Origin of the sequence: Arthrobacter sp. AZCC_0090 (assembly GCF_014207375.1) — a bacterium.
GTDB lineage: Bacteria > Actinomycetota > Actinomycetes > Actinomycetales > Micrococcaceae > Arthrobacter.
In genome coordinates, this window is the sequence record NZ_JACHEE010000013.1 from 65,849 (window position 1) to 81,916 (window position 16,068).

Below are 16,068 nucleotides of genomic sequence, written 5' to 3' on the forward strand. Positions count from 1 at the left end.
TGAGCCGCCAAAACGACACTTAATGCGAGTTAGTTGGGATCGCCCGGATTGCTGTCACGGTCTTCCCCCTGCTCGTCATTCTCGCCGGAGTTGCCGGTTTCCTGCTTCCGGACGCCTTCAAACCACTGGGTCCCAGCGTGCCGTACCTGCTCGGCATCATCATGTTCTGCATGGGCCTAACACTTACCCCGCCCGACTTCGCATCAGTAGCCAAACAACCCTGGTCCGTGGTGCTGGGCATCATGGCGCACTACGTCATCATGCCGAGTGCCGTCCGGCACGGCTTCCAAGGTCATGGCGTTCCTCGCCAAGGGTGACGTTGCCTTGTCCGTGGCTGTCGCGTCAGTCTCTACCCTCATCGCCCCCATCGTGACCCCCGTTCTGGTCTTCTTCCTGGCGGGATCGTTCCTGGACATCGATGCCGGCTCCATGGTCCTGGACATCGTCAAGACAGTCCTCCTCCCGGTCGTCGGAGGCCTGGCGGCACGCCTCTTCCTCAAGAAGCTCGTCGGCAAGGTGCTACCGGCACTTCCCTGGGCATCCGCCGTCGTGATCTCACTGATCGTCGCGGTGGTGGTGGCCGGTAGCGCCAGCAAGATCGTTGCCGCGGGCGGCATCGTGTTCCTCGCCGTGGTGCTCCAGAAGGGTTTCGGCCTCGGCTTGGGCTACCTGGCGGGCGAGCTGGGCCGGCTTGACGATAAGGCACGCCGGGCATTGGCCTTCGAGGTCGGCATGCAGAATTCCGGCCTTGCCGCCACCTTGGCCACGGCGCATTTCACGCCGCTGGCAGCGTTGCCGTCGGCCGTTTTCTCGCTGTGGCACAACGTTTCCGGTGCAATTGTCGCGGCGTGGCTGGCCCGGACGCCGCTCAAGGAGAGCTGACAGCTACGGAGCCTTGAACTCCCACGGCGCGGCCTTGGTGGTTCCCGCGCCAATAGTGCGTCCGGCGAGCCGGTCCAGAAGGAGGGTGATGGCACCTTCGAGGGCTTCCGGTTCCGGGGTCCCACTGGCGGATCCAGGTGCCAGGACATCGAACCCGGCAGGCTGCATGGTGTCCGAAATGATGACCTGGGCCACTCCCCGCCGGGCGAGTTCGCCCACCGTGAGATCGAGAAGCGTGCCAGGCGGAAGGGCGCCAATGATGGCCCCGTCGGCACCGCCGGAGAGCATGAACCGACGCCATCCTTCGCCGATGAGGATCACCGGCTGGTAGCCGTGCTCGGGCAAGATGCGTGCTGCAGCTGTGGCCAAAGCACGGTCCCAGGGCCATTCGAGATCACCGATGGCAATCGCAACCAGATCTGTCTTGCCACGGCGCATTCCGCGGGCTGCCTGGTTAGGCACGTAACCCAGCTCCTTGGCAGCCGCCTGCACGCGCGCTTGTGTTGACTCGCTGATGCGGGTGGTGCCGCCGTGGCGCCCGGACAGGACATAAGACACAGTGGTGAGGGAGACGCCAGCGCTCTTGGCGACGTCCCGGATGGTCGGCTTCGCTCCAAGTCCCATAGCCTAGCGCTTTCCTTTCTTGCGGGAGCCCTTGCCGCGTCCCTTGTCAGGGTTCGGAGCATAGCGCTGTGCCACCGCCGGCTTCTTGGCGCCGGTGCCGCGCCTGTCCGGCTTGGGGGCCTTCTTGGGTTTCTCCTGCTGCGCCGAGGGCTGCCGGGAGCTCTGGGCCGTGCGGCCGCGGACAATTCCGATGAACTCCTCAATGACCTCACTGGTGGAATCGCTCGGCCACGCCAAGGCGATCTGCGTCCCTTCCGCCCCAGTCAGGCGACGCGCCACCGTGTCCTTGACGTTGAAATGCCGAGCCACGGACATCGGCAGGATCACCAGACCGGCACCGGAGGCCACCACCTGCATGGCCATCTCCGGCCCACCCATCTCGGCGACATCCAGGAAGTTCTCCTCCGCGAGATCCACCAATGCCACCTCTTCGAAGACGGAAATTTCGTGCCCTTTCGGAGCAACCACCACGGGTTGCTCTTCGTAGAGGGGGATAACGTGGAGTCCATCGCGGTCCACCGGTAAGCGCACAAAGCTAAGGTCCGCGGAACCGTCGCGCAAGACCGCAAGTTGCGCATCGTCGTCGGACATGAACGAGTGCAACGGGACATCGGGCATCCGCTCTTCCCAGCGCCGGATCCATTTCCCGGGCGTTACGCCGGCCACGTAAGCGAAGCGCAACTCCCGGGGACCGCTGGTTTCGGCATCGGGGGTCCCGGAGGCGGGCAGGGATTCTTCATCGTCAGGCACCAGTTCACAGTACCGCGCACCATCCGGCAACGCAGCGCCAGCCCAAGCTACGCCGCGTACACCTGGACTGCCGTGGCCTTGACCACAAAGTAGACGCGCGACCCCGGTTCCAATCCCAGCTCCGCGGACGCAGCCGGTGTGATGTCCGCTGCGAGGTCGCCGGCGCGGACGCGGATGTGGTCACCGTGCGGTTCGAGATCCGTGATCGCAACCGGGAATGAGTTGCGTGGGCTGCCGTGCGCGGCGTCCAGGAAGACGGAAACGGCCGACGGCGGGAAGGCGGCGACGCCGGGCTGGCCCGGTTCGGCTTCGTCGTCGAGATGTCCCGCGACATGCAGGCTCGCGCCGCCCGCAAGGCTGGCGCCGCCCGCAGTGGCGAACGTCCTCAGTCCATCCTCCGTGACCGTGCCCGCGAGGAGATTCAACCCGGCCAGTCCCGCGGCGAATTGGCTGCGGGGCCGCCGGAACACCTCCCGGGTGGCGCCTTCCTCCACAATCGTGCCCTTTTCCATGACAATCACCCGGTCCGCGAGCATGAGGGCATCCAGGACGTCATGGGTGATGATCAGGGCGCGATGTCCGGACAGAACCCTCTTGAGGAGCCTGCGCAAATGTGGAGCGGCATGGATGTCCAGGGCGGACATCGGTTCGTCGAGGAGCAGCAACTCGGGGCTTGCCGCCAGCGCGCGGGCCACGGCAACGCGCTGCGCTTGCCCTCCAGACAACTGGCCAGGCTTCCGTTCGGCCAACTGCGCGACGTCCACTTCGGCAAGCCAGTGCCGTGCCGTTTCGCGTGATTGCGCCCGGGAAGCACCTGCGCTGCGCGGGCCGAAGGCCACGTTGTCCAAGACGCTCAGGTGCGGGAAAAGCAACGGCTCCTGGGCCAGCAGGGCCGTACCGCGAAGGTGCGGCGGGGTCCAAACCCGGCTACCGCCGTCGAGGTTGAACAGGACCCGCTCCCCTAGGCGGGCAGAGCCGGCGTCGGGCCTCAAAAGCCCTGCGGCGACGGACAGCAGCGTTGATTTTCCTGCCCCATTGGGCCCGAGGATCGCCACGGTTTCCGCCGGTCCAAGGCTCAATGACACGTCCAGGTTGCGGGCACGGACGGTGGCGTCGATGTGGAAACTCATGCGGCCGCCTCCGCCGGAATATCCGCACGGTGCGGACGCCGGTAGGAGAGCCCGACGACGATCACCGCCACCGCCACCAGCACCAGCGAAAGAGCGACGGCGGCATCGGCGTCTGTCTCCCGCTGAAGGTAGATTTCCAACGGCAAAGTCCGGGTGACGCCCTGCAGGCTGCCCGCAAAAGTGAGCGTGGCCCCGAATTCCCCCAGGCTGCGGGCAAAGGACAGCACCGCTCCGGAGGCGAGCCCGGGGAGGACCATGGGCACGGTCACGCGCCGGAGGATGGTGGTGGGACGGGCGCCGAGCGTCGCGGCAACGGCTTCGTAGCGGTTGCCGGCCGTCCGCAGGGCGCCTTCGAGGCTGACCACCAGGAAGGGCAAACCGACGAAGGTCTGCGCCAGGACCACTGCCGTCGTCGAAAAGGCGATCTGGATCCCCGCGAGTTCAAGGCTCTTGCCCAGAAGCCCCTGGCGCCCAAAGGTATAGAGCAGCGCAATGCCGCCCACCACCGGCGGCAACACCAAGGGCAGGAGGACGAAGGCGCGAAGGAGTCGCTGCCCGCGGAACGGCCGTCGGGCAAGGACCAGAGCCAAGGGAATGCCGAAGACGACGCAAAGGGCAGTGCTCGCGGCGGAGGTGCGAATGCTGAGCCCCAGCGCCGTGAGCGAGGACTCGGAGGTTACCAACGGGATGAATTGGGCCCAATTGATTTTGGCGACCATGGCAGCCAAGGGCAGCAGGACGAACAAGCCGCCCACTGCCGCAAGGCCATAGACCCAACGCGGTATCCCGCTGTAGTTCATCAACGCCTACGGTACGCCAAAGCCTGCGTCAGCCAGGACTTTCTTGCCCTCGCTGCCAGTGACCAGGCTGATGAAGGCCGCAGCAAGGTCCTTGTGCTTGCTGGTGGTGACGGTGGCGATCGGGTAGGTGTTGAAGGCGTTGCTGGACTCGGGGAACGGAACGCCCTTGACCTTGTCTCCAGCGCCCTTGACGTCGGTGACGTAGACCAGGCCGGCGTCGGCCTCGCCCGAGCTGACTTTGCCCAGGACATCGGTCACCGAGGACTCTTCGCTCACGGGTTTCAGGGTGGTGCCGGTGGCCTTTTCCACGCTCTGGGCGGAAGCCCCGCACGGCACTTGGCTCGCGCAGACAACCACCTTCACGCCGGGCTTGGCGAGGTCAGCAAAAGAAGAGATCGACGCCGGGTTGGCCGGCGGGACGGCGATGGTCAGGACGTTCGTCGCAAAGTTCGTTGCCTTGCCGTCCACGAGGGAAGCATCGGAGAGCTTGCCCATGTTTTTCGTGTCGGCGGAAGCGAAGACATCCGCCGGGGCTCCCTGGGTGATCTGAGTGACCAAGTCCGAGGACCCCGCAAAGCTGAGGACCACTTTGGTGGCGGGATTCTTGGCTTCGAACTCGGAAGCAAGCTTGGTGAATGTTGCCTTGAGGGAAGCGGCGGCATAAACCGTGACGGTGCCGGAGAGTTGGGGCGAGGTGCTCGCGGAACCCGCGCTTCCCGCGCTGCTGCTGCCGGCGCTGCTGCTCCCGGCGCCGGGCGAGCCTGCACAGCCCGCGAGTCCGGCAATCAAGCTCCCCGCTGCCAACAAGATACCAACGTTCCTGCGTGCGATCTTCACGTAATGCTCTTCCCCTGCGCTGTTTCAACAATGACGGTGGTGGCCTTGACGACGGCCGTGGCAACGGATCCCAGCTCAAGGCCAAGTTCCCGGACAGCCTCGCTGCTCATGAGGGAAACCACCCGGAAGGGGCCGCATTGCAGCTCTACCTGGGCCATCACCTTGTCAGTGGTAATGCCGGTAACCAGGCCTACAAAACGGTTGCGCGCAGAGCGGCCCACTTTGCTGGGGTCCTCGGGCAGCGCTGCCTGCTCACGGGCCAGATGGGCAAGCTCGAGTCCGTCCACCACCAGGCGGCCGGACTCGTCCTTCGTTCCAGTAAGGGCGCCGTGATCAATCCAACGGCGGACGGTATCGTCGCTCACTCCGAGGAAACGGGCGGCCTCGGAAACTCGTATATGCGGCATGAATTCATCCTAGAACCTCATATGAGCTTTTGATGAGAACTATTGACCGCAAAACCATATGTGACCCGTGCTTAGCCGCCCCTTCCGCCGCCGAGCGCGCGAAGCATCGCCCGGACGATCCGGTCAGCCGCTGTGCCACTTCCCTGCGGTGGCGGATACCCTTGAACCATGACCTCTGCAAACTCCCAGTCCATGAAGCCGGCCACCGTTGCCAAGAAACTTGGCATCTACCTGCCCGCAACACCCCAGGAGTTCCAGGATTCGGAAATCACCCGCGCCGATTTCGCCGAGCTCCAGGCCAACGCACCGGAGTGGCTCGCCGAACTCCGCCGGACGGGTCCGCACCCGCGTCCCGTGGTTGCCCAGAAGCTGAACGTCTCCATCAGCGGCCTCGCGCGCGGCGGCATCACCGAACCCCTGACGACGGCGGAAATCACCGAACTGCTGGCGGCACCGCCGCAGTGGCTCGTCGTCGAGCGAGCCACCCACGCGGCCGTCCGCTCCGAGGCGAAGCGCATTAAGGATGAAGCTGCCAAGAAGGAAGCCACCAAGGAAGCGAAGACGAACGCCTCGGCCAAGCGGGACGCACCCAAGGCATCCAAGCGGGACCACGCTTAGGCTCCACCCGGATTTCGACAGGAAGGCCTCCACCGGCTTTCAGCCGGAAGGCAGAGCACCCAAGTCCCCGTGACCGGCTTCCCGCGTTTGCTCGAATTTGCCGAAGCGGCACCTACTACGGGAACGGCCATCGGTTCTTGCCCGCTGAGTTCCGCTGGTTTTCCTAAGTCTCTCGAAGCCTCAGTAGCGCATAAGCGGCAAGAGAGAAACCGTCTTCGATTTCGCCACAACGGATCATCCGCTCGAATTCGCGAGGTTCGACCCACATTGTGGACTCGACCTCCACAGTGTCTTCCGAACCTGATCCCGCGTCTGCTATCCAAGCCGCGACAACCGCTACTCTGGCTGTCTGAACTCCGGAGTCGGGGTACATAAAACCCAAGATCTCGGTCTTGGCTTCCTTGACTCCTAGCTCTTCCCGGAGCTCGTTGAGAGCAGTATCCTCAATGCTCTCACCATGCGAAAAACCACGGGGAAGCTCCCAAACCAACGCATCGAGCGCATATCGAAAGACGCGGACTATACCGATTTTTCCGTCGTAGATGGGCGCCAGGACGACTCCAGACCCCGGTTCCGTGGCGGCTAGCCTCGTGTAGCGCCCGTTGCTTCCGTCAGGGAACCGGACATCGTCGTCGTACAAAGTGAAGAACCTGTTTGCGTATACTTTCCGCTCTTCCACACGCCTAATCTCATGACTCACTGCACCTGCCCCCTCGCGGTTACGATCTCTCCTAGTGACCTCTTGAGAACCCGCTGATTGCGGTGTGCATTGAAAGTGCTCATGACGCCCGGCATTCCCGTGCCCAGGCTGCTCGCTAGTTCAGTGGCGTTATATTTGTGCCCATCGTGTATCGATCCCCAGACATCGTAAATTGCGCCGGCGGCTGGGATCCCCTTAACCATGGCTTGGAGCCTGCCTCCTCTTGTGTCGACCTCACAGATTTCCGAGAGACCGAGCGCAACAACGTCCCTGTGCCTCTGCAGAGCCCGTTCGAAAGCACGAGAGTCTTTCGCGACGCGAGCCCGGTTGAGCTGGAGGAGGGACGTCTGCCACGTAGGCTCATCTCGCATCTCGAGAACCCTTCTGAAAGCAGCCTGACGCTGGGTCCTCCCGATGACGTCGACGACGGCAGTACGGGTCTTCTCCGATGTGGCCTCGATTTGCACGTCCACTTGGGGCGCTCCGACGCCTACCGCATGACGCCAAAGTCCGCCTCCCGTCACCTTGTCATAGGCGAGGCCAGCGAGGGCCTGCGCCGTGAACTGATCTTCCAAACGGGCCGGGTCAACCATTTCCGTAGTGAATGAAGCGTCAACAATGCCGATTGAGTCCTTGCACACCATGTTGTACATCGTGTTTATCAGCTCCCGCACCGAGAACAGGCGGCCAATGCCAATGAGCTGTTCCGCTGTCGCTCCGGATTCAAACCAATGCTGATTGCCATAAAGGCGGCTTCGGTAGGTAAAGGGATCCTCCGCCGCGGTGCCCGCATGGTCCCTTAGCGTCCGAAGTGACTCGACTATCCCCCCAACCAAATCAAGATCCGCTATTCCAGACACCTTCAGGTCCGCCGACAGCCAAGCAGAGTGGTTCAGAAACGGTTCAACCATATCTTTGATGCCTTGCGCCGCAGTCGCTCTTGCGTCGACAATTTTGTGCGTCTCAATTGGTGAACCAGCCGCCTTTGCAGAACCGAACCATTTCCAGAGACGTTCAAAGAGGAGCGCTCTTTCCGGATCGAGCAGAGCCTGAAAGAGTTCAGGCCTTCCCGTCTCGATTCTGCTCGCAACGGCACTAAGTCCAGGCTGATCGTGAAGATCGGGATACATAGAGCTCTGGAACGGAGCAGTCACGCGAGATGAATCTGAGGCGCCTCCACGGGCGCCAGATATGCGCCAAACGGTTTCAGCTACTGCATGTCGGAATGAAGGCGCCCCGTTGAGATGCAGCAAGACTGGGGCCGAGCGATTCGCATCGATGAGTGCCGATTTATCAAACGATTCGTATGCCTCCACGAGATCGCTCAAGACTCTCTGGAAAGCGAGGGAATCGAAGGCGAACGAACGTTGCACAACGATGTTCCGCCCCATGGCCAAATTTAGTAGGGACTCAACGAAGGCTTGCGCGTAGGCAGCGGCCTTGACGTCGTCTCCAGACGACCATGTCGCACGGACCGAATCCATGGATTCGAGATAGATCAGCTCAGCCACCGCAACACTCCTAGTTCAACGTCGCCCGGAATGCCCTGGGTCGGACTTGAATGAGAACAAAATGTCTCGCGAAGCCCGATTAAAAGGGCGAAGTCGCCCGCCTGGTGGTGCCCATCCAAGCACTTGACATAATGCCGAAGGCTACCACGCGAGCCAGCCGGATCTCTTCAAGAACAGACCACCATCGTCCCAGCCGGGATGATCCGCCTTCCTTGCGTTGGTGCTCAAATCAGGCTCTCGCCTCCAAGCTTTCCTCGGCGCATACTGAATTTGAAAGCGGTGCGCGTTCGCTTGGAGGTGGTCCGATTGCCCGCCACAACTGGAGTCCAGCTGACGGTCTGGGAGATCGGACTGTGGGCAATTCTGCTCATGTGCGCCGTGGCCTTGACGGTCCATGCCGTCCGCAAGAGCGTGGCGCAAGGAGTGCACGACGGACAGGTCACCTTGCAGGGGCCGCGTTCCCACCGGGATCTGGACCTCATCAAAGAGCCCGACTCCGTCTTTTGGAACATCTTCGCCGGACTTGTGGTGGTTGTCCCGGCAGTCGTCATCCCCGCCCTGGCCTCGCCCGCCGTCGGGCTCTTGATGCTCTTCCTCGGCATGGGGGCCGCTGCTGGTGCCTTCACCGTCGGCCGGAAAATGGAGCAGAAGCGCCAGAGCAAGCCCGAAAACCGCCCAGGCTATTCTGAAGCATCCGCACGTCACGACGCTCTTTTGGCTCGTTGGCAACGGTATGAACTGGACCCCGCCAAGGGCATCGACTTCCCCGGCATGAGCGACGTCAACGTTCCCCAAACCGCCGCCTTGGTCCGTGCAATCCAAGAAGCCCAACTCTGCCGCATGACCGCCGGGACGGACTATCCCCGCGCCGTCGAGCGGTTGGACGTTGCGATGGCCGAGGCGGAAGCAGCTGCTGGCGTTTCCGCCCCGCAGCTAACAAGCGACTAACATGTAGTGGATTCTGTCAAGAGGACAGGGGGAAGTGGTCCCGGGCTTGAAAGCCGCGGACCACTTTTCTGATGTGTGCCGTGGGCGGGTTGGTCCGTGGTCGCATCTTGGATGGTCCGGGGCGTCTGGTGGGGGTGGTCAGCGTGTCGTTGGCGACGTGGTTTTGTCAGACTAATATGCGCGGGTTGGTTACCGCAGGACGAGGTGTTCGGCTGGGGCGGATCGCTTGTCTAGTGTCGAGCGTGGCCTTTTCGGGTTACTCATAGTCGCGACGCGAGTTCACTCCACGCGCTGCCGTGTGCCTACCTGCGCGCAGGCGTCCCGGACGTTTCAGGACCGCTGGTGATCGCCGCTTTTCTGTGCTTCGCTGGCAAGCGACCAGCACCAGCCTGCCAGTTCCCGTGCGACGGCGACGTTGGCGATCACGGGCCGTTTCCGGTGTTCCAAGTAGACCAACCACCGCTCGTGCGACGGTTGCCGGCCTGTCCGCGGGTCCGGGCTGCGGGGGTTGCTGCTTCCCAGCGGGAGCGCATCAACACGGAAGGGTGCGTGTACGCTCTGCGGTGGTGCCAGGCTGCCTCGATCAGGAGCCTGCGGGCGTGGGTGTTGCCGGTCTTGGTGATGCCGCCCTGGGACCGGTGCTGGCCTGAGGAATTCTCGGTGGGCACCAGCCCCAGGTAGGCGCCGATGGTGCGGCCGGTGAAGCGATTCCAGTCCCCGATCTCCCACGGCCAGGCCGAACGCGGTGAGCGTGGAAATCCCGCGCAGGCACCCGAGTGCCCTGACGACGGGGGTGTATTGGCTGTCGTAGGCGATTTTCGTGATGGCTTTGTCGCGGCGGTCGCGGCGGTCCAGGGTCTCGGTGACTGCCTCCAGGGCGAGGTCGTAAGTCAACTGGGGGGCCGGGGAATCGAAATGCTGGCGGCACAGCCAAGTCATGTGGGCTTGGGTCCAGGTGTGCCCGCCGGTGTAATGGATGCCTTGGCGCAGCAGGGGTTTGGAGACCCGGTGCCGGGCCCTCATCAGGTCCCCGAGGGTGTCTTCCCTGGCGCGGACCAGGTCCCGGGCCGCTTCCTGGCCGGGATCCGGGACGATGACTTCGGTGATCTGGTCCAGTTTCAGCAGCCGGGCCAAATGCAGAGCATCGTTGCGGTCCGTTTTGACCCGGTCACCGGACGGTCGCTGGAGCCTGGACGGGGCCGCGACCAGACAATCGATGCCGGCGTCCCGCGGCACCCTGGCCAGCGGGAACCCGGTGGGTCCGGCCTCGTAGACCACTTTCGACGGGCCTGGCAGTGCCTGGATCCCGGCCAGAATCTCACCATGGGCCGGTGTCAGCCGGGCCCGGAATATCTCACCCGTCGTGCTGTCGATCGCGCAGGCGATGACTGTCAGGGCATGGACATCCAGGCCCACGTGAGTACGCTCGTGCATAGCTGGAACCTCCAAACTTCAAATGTGGCTCTGCCCCAATGGATTAAGTCTGGGGACAACCCACGTCATATTGAAGAGAAGGTTCCAGCCCCCGGCCTGCACCACCTGGTCCTTCTGGTAGAGGCCATCACCGCCCCGGTTAAAGGATCCGGAACGCCCCTTGCCCTGCCAACCGGAACAACGCGGACACACGCGGCGGTCCGGATCCGCCGGGGCGAGAATGGACTTCAGGAGGACCAGGGGCCGCCCAAGGGAAGCCCCTCTCTCCCTCATATCGTCTTGTCAGCTGATGACGCTCGCCTCGCCGGGGGCGAGCTCACGGAAGCCTTAGGGAATAGCTCCGATGTGCACCAGGAGCTCGTGCTCCGCACCGTCCAGGTAACGGCGCAACTCGGTCGCGGCCTCTTCGCGCTGACCGTTACGGATCTGGGCAACCAAGGCGGCATTGCGTTCCACATAATGGCCGTGGAAGTCGGGCGTGGTTGCCATGGCGTGGAATACCAATCGCATCTCGGCCAGCACTTTCTCCATCAATGCGTCCAGGGAAGCACTTCCGGACAACGACACCAGGGCCTTGTGGAGCTCCTGGTTGGCGTCCGCCATCCCAGCAACTGATCCCTCGGCGAGGGCAGCCCGGGCTTTGTCGATGATGACGTCCATGGCGTCAAGGGCTCCAGCCGGGACATCGCCCCATAGGACGGCGGCCGGCTCGATGAGGCGACGCACCCGGTAGATTTCCCGGACGTCGTCGGCTCCGGGGGCAGCAACGAACACCCCGCGGTTAGGGATGCGCTGGACCACTGATTCACCGGCAAGCACGGTGAAAGCCTCCCGCAGGGTGTTCCGGGAAACTCCGAGGGCCTCGGACAGGGCTTGCTCGGAAAGTTTCGTGCCGGGCGGCAACAAACCGTCCGAAATGCGCTGGCGAAGCTGGGCGGCAACCCACGCTCCAGTATGGGCATGGGTGGCGTGGCCGGCGTCGGCGATTCCTTGAAGCGCAGCGTTCATGGGCATGCCTCCAAATCTACCGAACCATCACCTCGACACATTCTGCTGGATCATTCCGTCCAAGCCTCGGACAAGGCCCGGAAATCCGCGGCAAAAGCCGGTTCCGCCGCTGATGATCCAGCAGAATGTGCGCGCGAACGCCTCAGCCGATGCTCGCCAGCACCTCTCCGCGCCCGACGGCGGCCCCTGGCTCTTGCGGACCACGTGCCACGGTGCCGGAACGGTGGGCTGGGACAGTAGTTTCCATCTTCATGGCCTCCAACACCGCCACTGGTTGGCCAGCTTCCACGGCCACCCCGTCCTCGACCAGCCATTTCACCAGCGAGCCGGACATCGGGGAGGCCAGCCCGGCGTCGTCGGCCACCACGGGAGCCGCAGCCGAAGCCGCGGAACCACCACCGCCACCGCCGCTCATCAGCGCTTCAAACAAACGGACGGGAAGTCCAAGCTGCACTGCCTTGCCGTCCAACTCCACCGTGAACGTGCTGCGTTCGAAACCGGGTGCCACACGGGTGATCTCCGGCGACGCGGCCAGCGCTTCGGCGAACTCGGTCTCAATCCACGTGGTGTAAACACCGAGCTTGTCCTCCGAGGCGAAGGCCTCGTGCCGGACCACGGCCCGGTGGAACGGCAGCACGGTGGGCAAACCCTTGATCTGCATCTCGTCCAGGGCAGCCTTGGCACGGCGTAAGGCCTGCTGCCGGTTTTCGCCACGGACAATCAGCTTCGCCAGAAGGGAATCGTACTCTCCGGGAACCACCGAGCCGGAGCGAACCCCGGAGTCCACCCGGATGCCCGGTCCGGTGGGTGCTTCGAACACGTCTACAGTGCCGGGGCCGGGCAGGAAGCCGCGGGCTGGATCCTCGGCGTTGAGGCGGAACTCGAAGGCGTGCCCTGTCGGTTCGGGGTCCTCGGTCAAGGTGAGGGTGCCGCCCGCGGCGATCCGGAATTGTTCGCGGACCAGGTCCACCCCGGAGGTTTCCTCGGTAACGGGATGCTCAACCTGCAGGCGCGTGTTGACCTCCAGGAAAGAGATGGTGCCATCCACGGCCACGAGGTATTCGACGGTTCCGGCACCGTAGTATCCGGCCTCGCGGCAAATGGCCTTGGCCGACTCGTGGATGAGCGTGCGCTGTTCAGGGCTCAGGAAGGGTGCGGGGGCCTCTTCCACGAGCTTCTGGTTTCGGCGCTGCAGGGAGCAGTCGCGGGTTCCGAGGACCACAACGTTGCCGTGCATATCGGCGAGGACCTGGGCTTCGACGTGCCTTGGCTGGTCCAGGAAGCGCTCCACGAAGCATTCGTCGCGTCCGAACGCCACCTTGGATTCGCGCACTGCCGATTCGAAGGCGTCCTCGATGTCTTCCAGGCGTCGCGCAATCTTGAGCCCGCGCCCACCCCCGCCAAAAGCAGCCTTAATCGCCACGGGCATGCCGTATTCCAAGGCAAAAGCAAGGACCTCCGCCGCGTTGGCTACGGGCCCATCGCTGCCGGGAACCAGTGGAGCCCCGGCGCGGACGGCGATCTCGCGGGCCGTCACCTTATTGCCTAGCTCCCGGATCGACTGCGGCGCAGGGCCGATCCATGTGAGTCCCGCGTCGATCACGGCCTGTGCAAAATCAGCGTTCTCGGACAGGAAGCCATATCCGGGATGCACGGCGTCCGCCCCGGCGCGGCGTGCGACATCGATCAGCTTTGCAATGTCCAGATAGGTCTCGGCGCCGGCGGACCCTCCCAGCGCGTAGGCCTCGTCGGCAAACCGTACGTGGAGGGCATCGGCGTCGGGATCCGAATACACGGCAACAGACTGCAAGCCCTCGTCGGAGCAGGCACGCGCAATCCGCACGGCGATTTCGCCGCGGTTGGCGATCAGGACCTTTTTCATGGCTGGGTTCCTTCGGATACAGCGCCAGCAACGGCACCTTCAAGTGGTTCGAGGGTTGCGGGGTCCACGATCGTGAACCGCACGCTGTGACCGGGCGGCAGCTGCGCCGCCGTCGGTAGGTCTTCGGGTACGACGACGGCAATCACCGGATATCCGCCGGTCACTGGGTGGTCGGCCAGGAAGAGGACGGGATGGCCGCTGGGCGGCACTTGGAGTGCGCCGGCAACGGCGCCTTCGCTGGGGAGCTCGTCAACGCCGCGCCCGGGAGCACAGTTTCGTTCGAGGCGCCGGCCTGGGCTGCCGGGCATAAGCCTGACACCGATCCTGTTGGACTGCTCGGTGGTGATCCAGCCCTGCTCCGTGAGCGCTTTGAGGGCTCCAGCGTCAAACCAGTCGTCCCGCGGGCCCAAGGTGACGCGGAGTTCCGCCGCGCCCGCTCTGAGCCGCAGAGTGGATTCCTCCGGGGTGCCGACCATCTGGAACAGCGGCGCTCTTCCAACTGGGAGGCGAGTCCCGACCGACAACGGCGCGGGACCAATCCCGGACATCGCGTCGCTCGAGCGGCTGCCAAGAACCGGCTGCACGTCGAGCCCGCCCCGGACGGCAAGGTAGCTGCGGGCTCCTCGGGTAGCTGCGCCCAGGCTGAGGGTTTCGCCATCCAGCAGGGCGAACGGCGCGCACATGGCGGCCCGGCGTACTGAAACGCCCGAGGCGTCGAGGATTTCAAGCGGCGCAACGGCTCCGACGATTGCGAGGACCTGATCGCCGTCGGCCTGGACGGAGAGTCCGCCCAGCACGTTTTCGATCACGGCGGCACCGGGTTCGTTGCCTACCAAACGGTTGGCCTGTCGGGCCGATTGCTGGTCCGCGGCACCCGCGGCGGACACTCCCAAGTCCCCCAGACCGGGGCGGCCGAGGTCCTGGATCAGGGATTGCAGGCCAGGTGAGCCAACCACCAAGGCGGGACCGGTGACTTCATCGGCAACCACCCGTGGCGAGGGCGTCACCTCAACCGCCTCCCGGACCGCCACATATCGGACCCTATCTCCCGGACGGACGAGCGCCGGCAACTCCCGCTCGAGGTCCCAGAGGACCGCCGTCGTGCGTCCAATCAACTGCCAGCCGCCCGGGGACTGCCGCGGGTAAACCGCGGAGAACGTGCCGCCGAGCGCCACGGACCCGGCCGGAACGGAGGTGCGGGGTGAGGTTCGACGAGGAACGTCGAGGCTGTGGTTCTCGCCGAGCAGATAGGTGAAGCCCGGCGCGAATCCGCCAAACGCGGCCGTCCAGAGCTGTCCAGTGTGGGCGGCCACGACCCCTTCCTCCCCCAGCCCGGTGAGCATGCCCACCTCGGCGAGGTCCTCGCCGTCGTACACCACCTCAATGGTGACCTCGCGGGAACTGTCTTGCGGCACCGCGCTCATGTCAACATGCCCGACGGCGGTGCGCGCAGCAAGTGCCTCGGCGTGCGTGCCGAACTTGAGTAGTACTGTCGCTGCCGCGGCGATCGCGTCGAGCTGGCCCGGAAGCGGCTCGGCGAGCAGCCGGGAATGGAACGCCAGCACGGAAGCGAGGTCGGAGAGTTCAACCAGCAGGGCGCGCGGACCAGACCAGCGTATTCCCGTGACGCTCACGCGAAGCTCCGCACGGTGACTCCAGCGGCTTCGAGCCCGGAGCGGACGGCGGCTGCCATGGCGACCGCGCCGGGAGTGTCTCCGTGGACGCAGATGCTTTCGGCGTGGACGTCCAGCACGGAACCGTCGCGGGCCACGATTTTGCCCTCTGTTGCCAGGCGGACCATGTTCTCCGTGATGGCAGCGTGATCGTGCAGAACGGCGCCCTCTTCGCGGCGGGATACCAAGGTGCCGTCCGGGTTGTAGGCGCGGTCAGCGAAGGCTTCGGCGACGGCTCGGAGGCCCTTGGCTTCGGCTTTGGCGAGGGCTACCGAACCCGGCAGGAGAAGGAGTGGGAGTCCGGGACTAAAGGCATGGACGGCGTCGGCTACTGCCTGGGCGTGGACCTCGTGGTGGACGATCGTGTTGTAAAGGGCACCGTGCGGTTTGACGTACTTGACCTCGGCACCGGCAGCACCTGCCAGGGCCTGAAGCGCGCCGAGTTGGTAGAGAACGTCGTCGGCCAGTTCCGTGGCGGAGCAGTCCAGGAAGCGTCGGCCAAAGCCTGCGAGGTCCCGGTAGCCTACGTGCGCACCGATCGTCACTCCGGCAGCGACTGCTTCACGGCACGTGCTGGCGATGGTGCTGGGGTCCCCGGCGTGGAATCCGCAAGCCACGTTGGCGCTCGACACGTAGCGGAAGACTGGGGCGTCGTTGCCCATGGTCCAGTTGCCGAAGGATTCTCCGACGTCGCTGTTGAGGTCGATATAAGGCATTGTGATCCCCGTCTCAGGTTGAATACCTCACTATCATGCCTGAAACGCCAAGATTGTTCAACAATCTTGAAGGGGAAGTCGGGGGTTGGGATTCGGTGCGTGAGATCTCGGCCCTTTCGGAGTGCGAAAGGGCCGAGATCTCACGGGT

The 16,068-nt window shown here is 64.2% G+C and carries 15 protein-coding genes and 2 pseudogenes; 3 read left to right on the forward strand and 14 right to left on the reverse strand.

The window, feature by feature from the left end; genetic code table 11:
* Positions 1-38 precede the first annotated feature (38 nt).
* Positions 39-882, forward strand: a pseudogene (locus HNP00_RS18725) (bile acid:sodium symporter family protein).
* A gap of 3 nt (positions 883-885) precedes the next feature.
* Here HNP00_RS18725 and HNP00_RS18730 read toward each other — a convergent pair.
* From HNP00_RS18730 to HNP00_RS18755, 6 genes are read right to left on the reverse strand one after another with little or no spacing between them, the layout of a single operon-like run.
* The gene (locus tag HNP00_RS18730) at positions 886-1,506 is read right to left on the reverse strand and encodes a LacI family DNA-binding transcriptional regulator (RefSeq protein ID WP_184741234.1); all 621 of its coding nucleotides are present in this window, start codon (positions 1,504-1,506) and stop codon (positions 886-888) included.
* Between the two features lie 3 nt (positions 1,507-1,509).
* Positions 1,510-2,256 (reverse strand): LysR family transcriptional regulator substrate-binding protein, encoded by a 747-nt coding sequence (locus HNP00_RS18735; protein WP_395893837.1) that lies wholly within the window; start codon positions 2,254-2,256, stop codon positions 1,510-1,512.
* 47 nt (positions 2,257-2,303) lie between these two features.
* A complete protein-coding gene (locus tag HNP00_RS18740) occupies positions 2,304-3,386 on the reverse strand; it encodes a sulfate/molybdate ABC transporter ATP-binding protein (protein ID WP_184741235.1) in 1,083 nt (360 codons plus the stop codon).
* On the reverse strand, positions 3,383-4,186 hold the full coding sequence (locus HNP00_RS18745; protein ID WP_184741236.1) for an ABC transporter permease: 804 nt from the start codon (positions 4,184-4,186) through the stop codon (positions 3,383-3,385). Before HNP00_RS18745 ends, HNP00_RS18740 begins: the two co-directional genes overlap by 4 nt.
* A 6-nt stretch (positions 4,187-4,192) precedes the next feature.
* Positions 4,193-5,023, reverse strand: coding sequence for a molybdate ABC transporter substrate-binding protein (gene modA / locus HNP00_RS18750; RefSeq protein WP_184741237.1), 831 nt, complete (start codon positions 5,021-5,023; stop codon positions 4,193-4,195).
* Positions 5,020-5,430 (reverse strand): molybdopterin-binding protein, encoded by a 411-nt coding sequence (locus tag HNP00_RS18755; RefSeq protein ID WP_184741238.1) that lies wholly within the window; start codon positions 5,428-5,430, stop codon positions 5,020-5,022. The genes modA and HNP00_RS18755 overlap by 4 nt, the downstream gene beginning before the upstream one ends.
* 168 nt (positions 5,431-5,598) lie before the next feature.
* Here HNP00_RS18755 and HNP00_RS18760 point away from each other — a divergent pair, with 168 nt between their 5' ends.
* Entirely contained in the window at positions 5,599-6,048 is a 450-nt protein-coding gene (locus HNP00_RS18760; RefSeq protein WP_184741239.1) for a DUF5997 family protein, read from the forward strand.
* A gap of 163 nt (positions 6,049-6,211) precedes the next feature.
* On the opposite strand, the gene HNP00_RS18765 is transcribed toward HNP00_RS18760, so the two are convergent.
* Both HNP00_RS18765 and HNP00_RS18770 read right to left on the reverse strand, forming a co-directional pair.
* The gene (locus HNP00_RS18765) at positions 6,212-6,748 is read right to left on the reverse strand and encodes an NUDIX hydrolase (RefSeq protein ID WP_184741240.1); all 537 of its coding nucleotides are present in this window, start codon (positions 6,746-6,748) and stop codon (positions 6,212-6,214) included.
* Complete coding sequence (locus HNP00_RS18770; RefSeq protein ID WP_184741241.1) at positions 6,745-8,259, reverse strand: hypothetical protein; 1,515 nt, start codon at positions 8,257-8,259, stop codon at positions 6,745-6,747. Before HNP00_RS18770 ends, HNP00_RS18765 begins: the two co-directional genes overlap by 4 nt.
* A 306-nt stretch (positions 8,260-8,565) precedes the next feature.
* On the opposite strand from HNP00_RS18770, the gene HNP00_RS18775 reads away from it, so the two are divergent.
* Complete coding sequence (locus HNP00_RS18775; protein ID WP_184741242.1) at positions 8,566-9,207, forward strand: hypothetical protein; 642 nt, start codon at positions 8,566-8,568, stop codon at positions 9,205-9,207.
* A gap of 422 nt (positions 9,208-9,629) precedes the next feature.
* Here the strand turns inward: HNP00_RS18775 and HNP00_RS23500 are convergent, their stop codons facing one another.
* From HNP00_RS23500 to HNP00_RS18800, 6 genes and pseudogenes are all read right to left on the reverse strand, one after another.
* Complete coding sequence (locus HNP00_RS23500) at positions 9,630-9,875, reverse strand: transposase (protein WP_311770619.1); 246 nt, start codon at positions 9,873-9,875, stop codon at positions 9,630-9,632.
* A gap of 334 nt (positions 9,876-10,209) precedes the next feature.
* Positions 10,210-10,641, reverse strand: a pseudogene (locus HNP00_RS23505) (transposase); the annotation flags it as partial.
* Positions 10,642-10,968: 327 nt separating this feature from the next.
* On the reverse strand, positions 10,969-11,655 hold the full coding sequence (locus tag HNP00_RS18785) for a GntR family transcriptional regulator (protein ID WP_184741243.1): 687 nt from the start codon (positions 11,653-11,655) through the stop codon (positions 10,969-10,971).
* 136 nt (positions 11,656-11,791) lie between these two features.
* Positions 11,792-13,531: a biotin carboxylase N-terminal domain-containing protein gene (locus HNP00_RS18790; RefSeq protein WP_184741244.1), complete on the reverse strand. Its 1,740-nt coding sequence runs from the start codon at positions 13,529-13,531 to the stop codon at positions 11,792-11,794.
* A complete protein-coding gene (locus HNP00_RS18795; protein ID WP_184741245.1) occupies positions 13,528-15,165 on the reverse strand; it encodes a 5-oxoprolinase/urea amidolyase family protein in 1,638 nt (545 codons plus the stop codon). Before HNP00_RS18795 ends, HNP00_RS18790 begins: the two co-directional genes overlap by 4 nt.
* On the reverse strand, positions 15,162-15,920 hold the full coding sequence (locus HNP00_RS18800; RefSeq protein ID WP_184741246.1) for a LamB/YcsF family protein: 759 nt from the start codon (positions 15,918-15,920) through the stop codon (positions 15,162-15,164). Before HNP00_RS18800 ends, HNP00_RS18795 begins: the two co-directional genes overlap by 4 nt.
* Positions 15,921-16,068 lie beyond the last annotated feature (148 nt).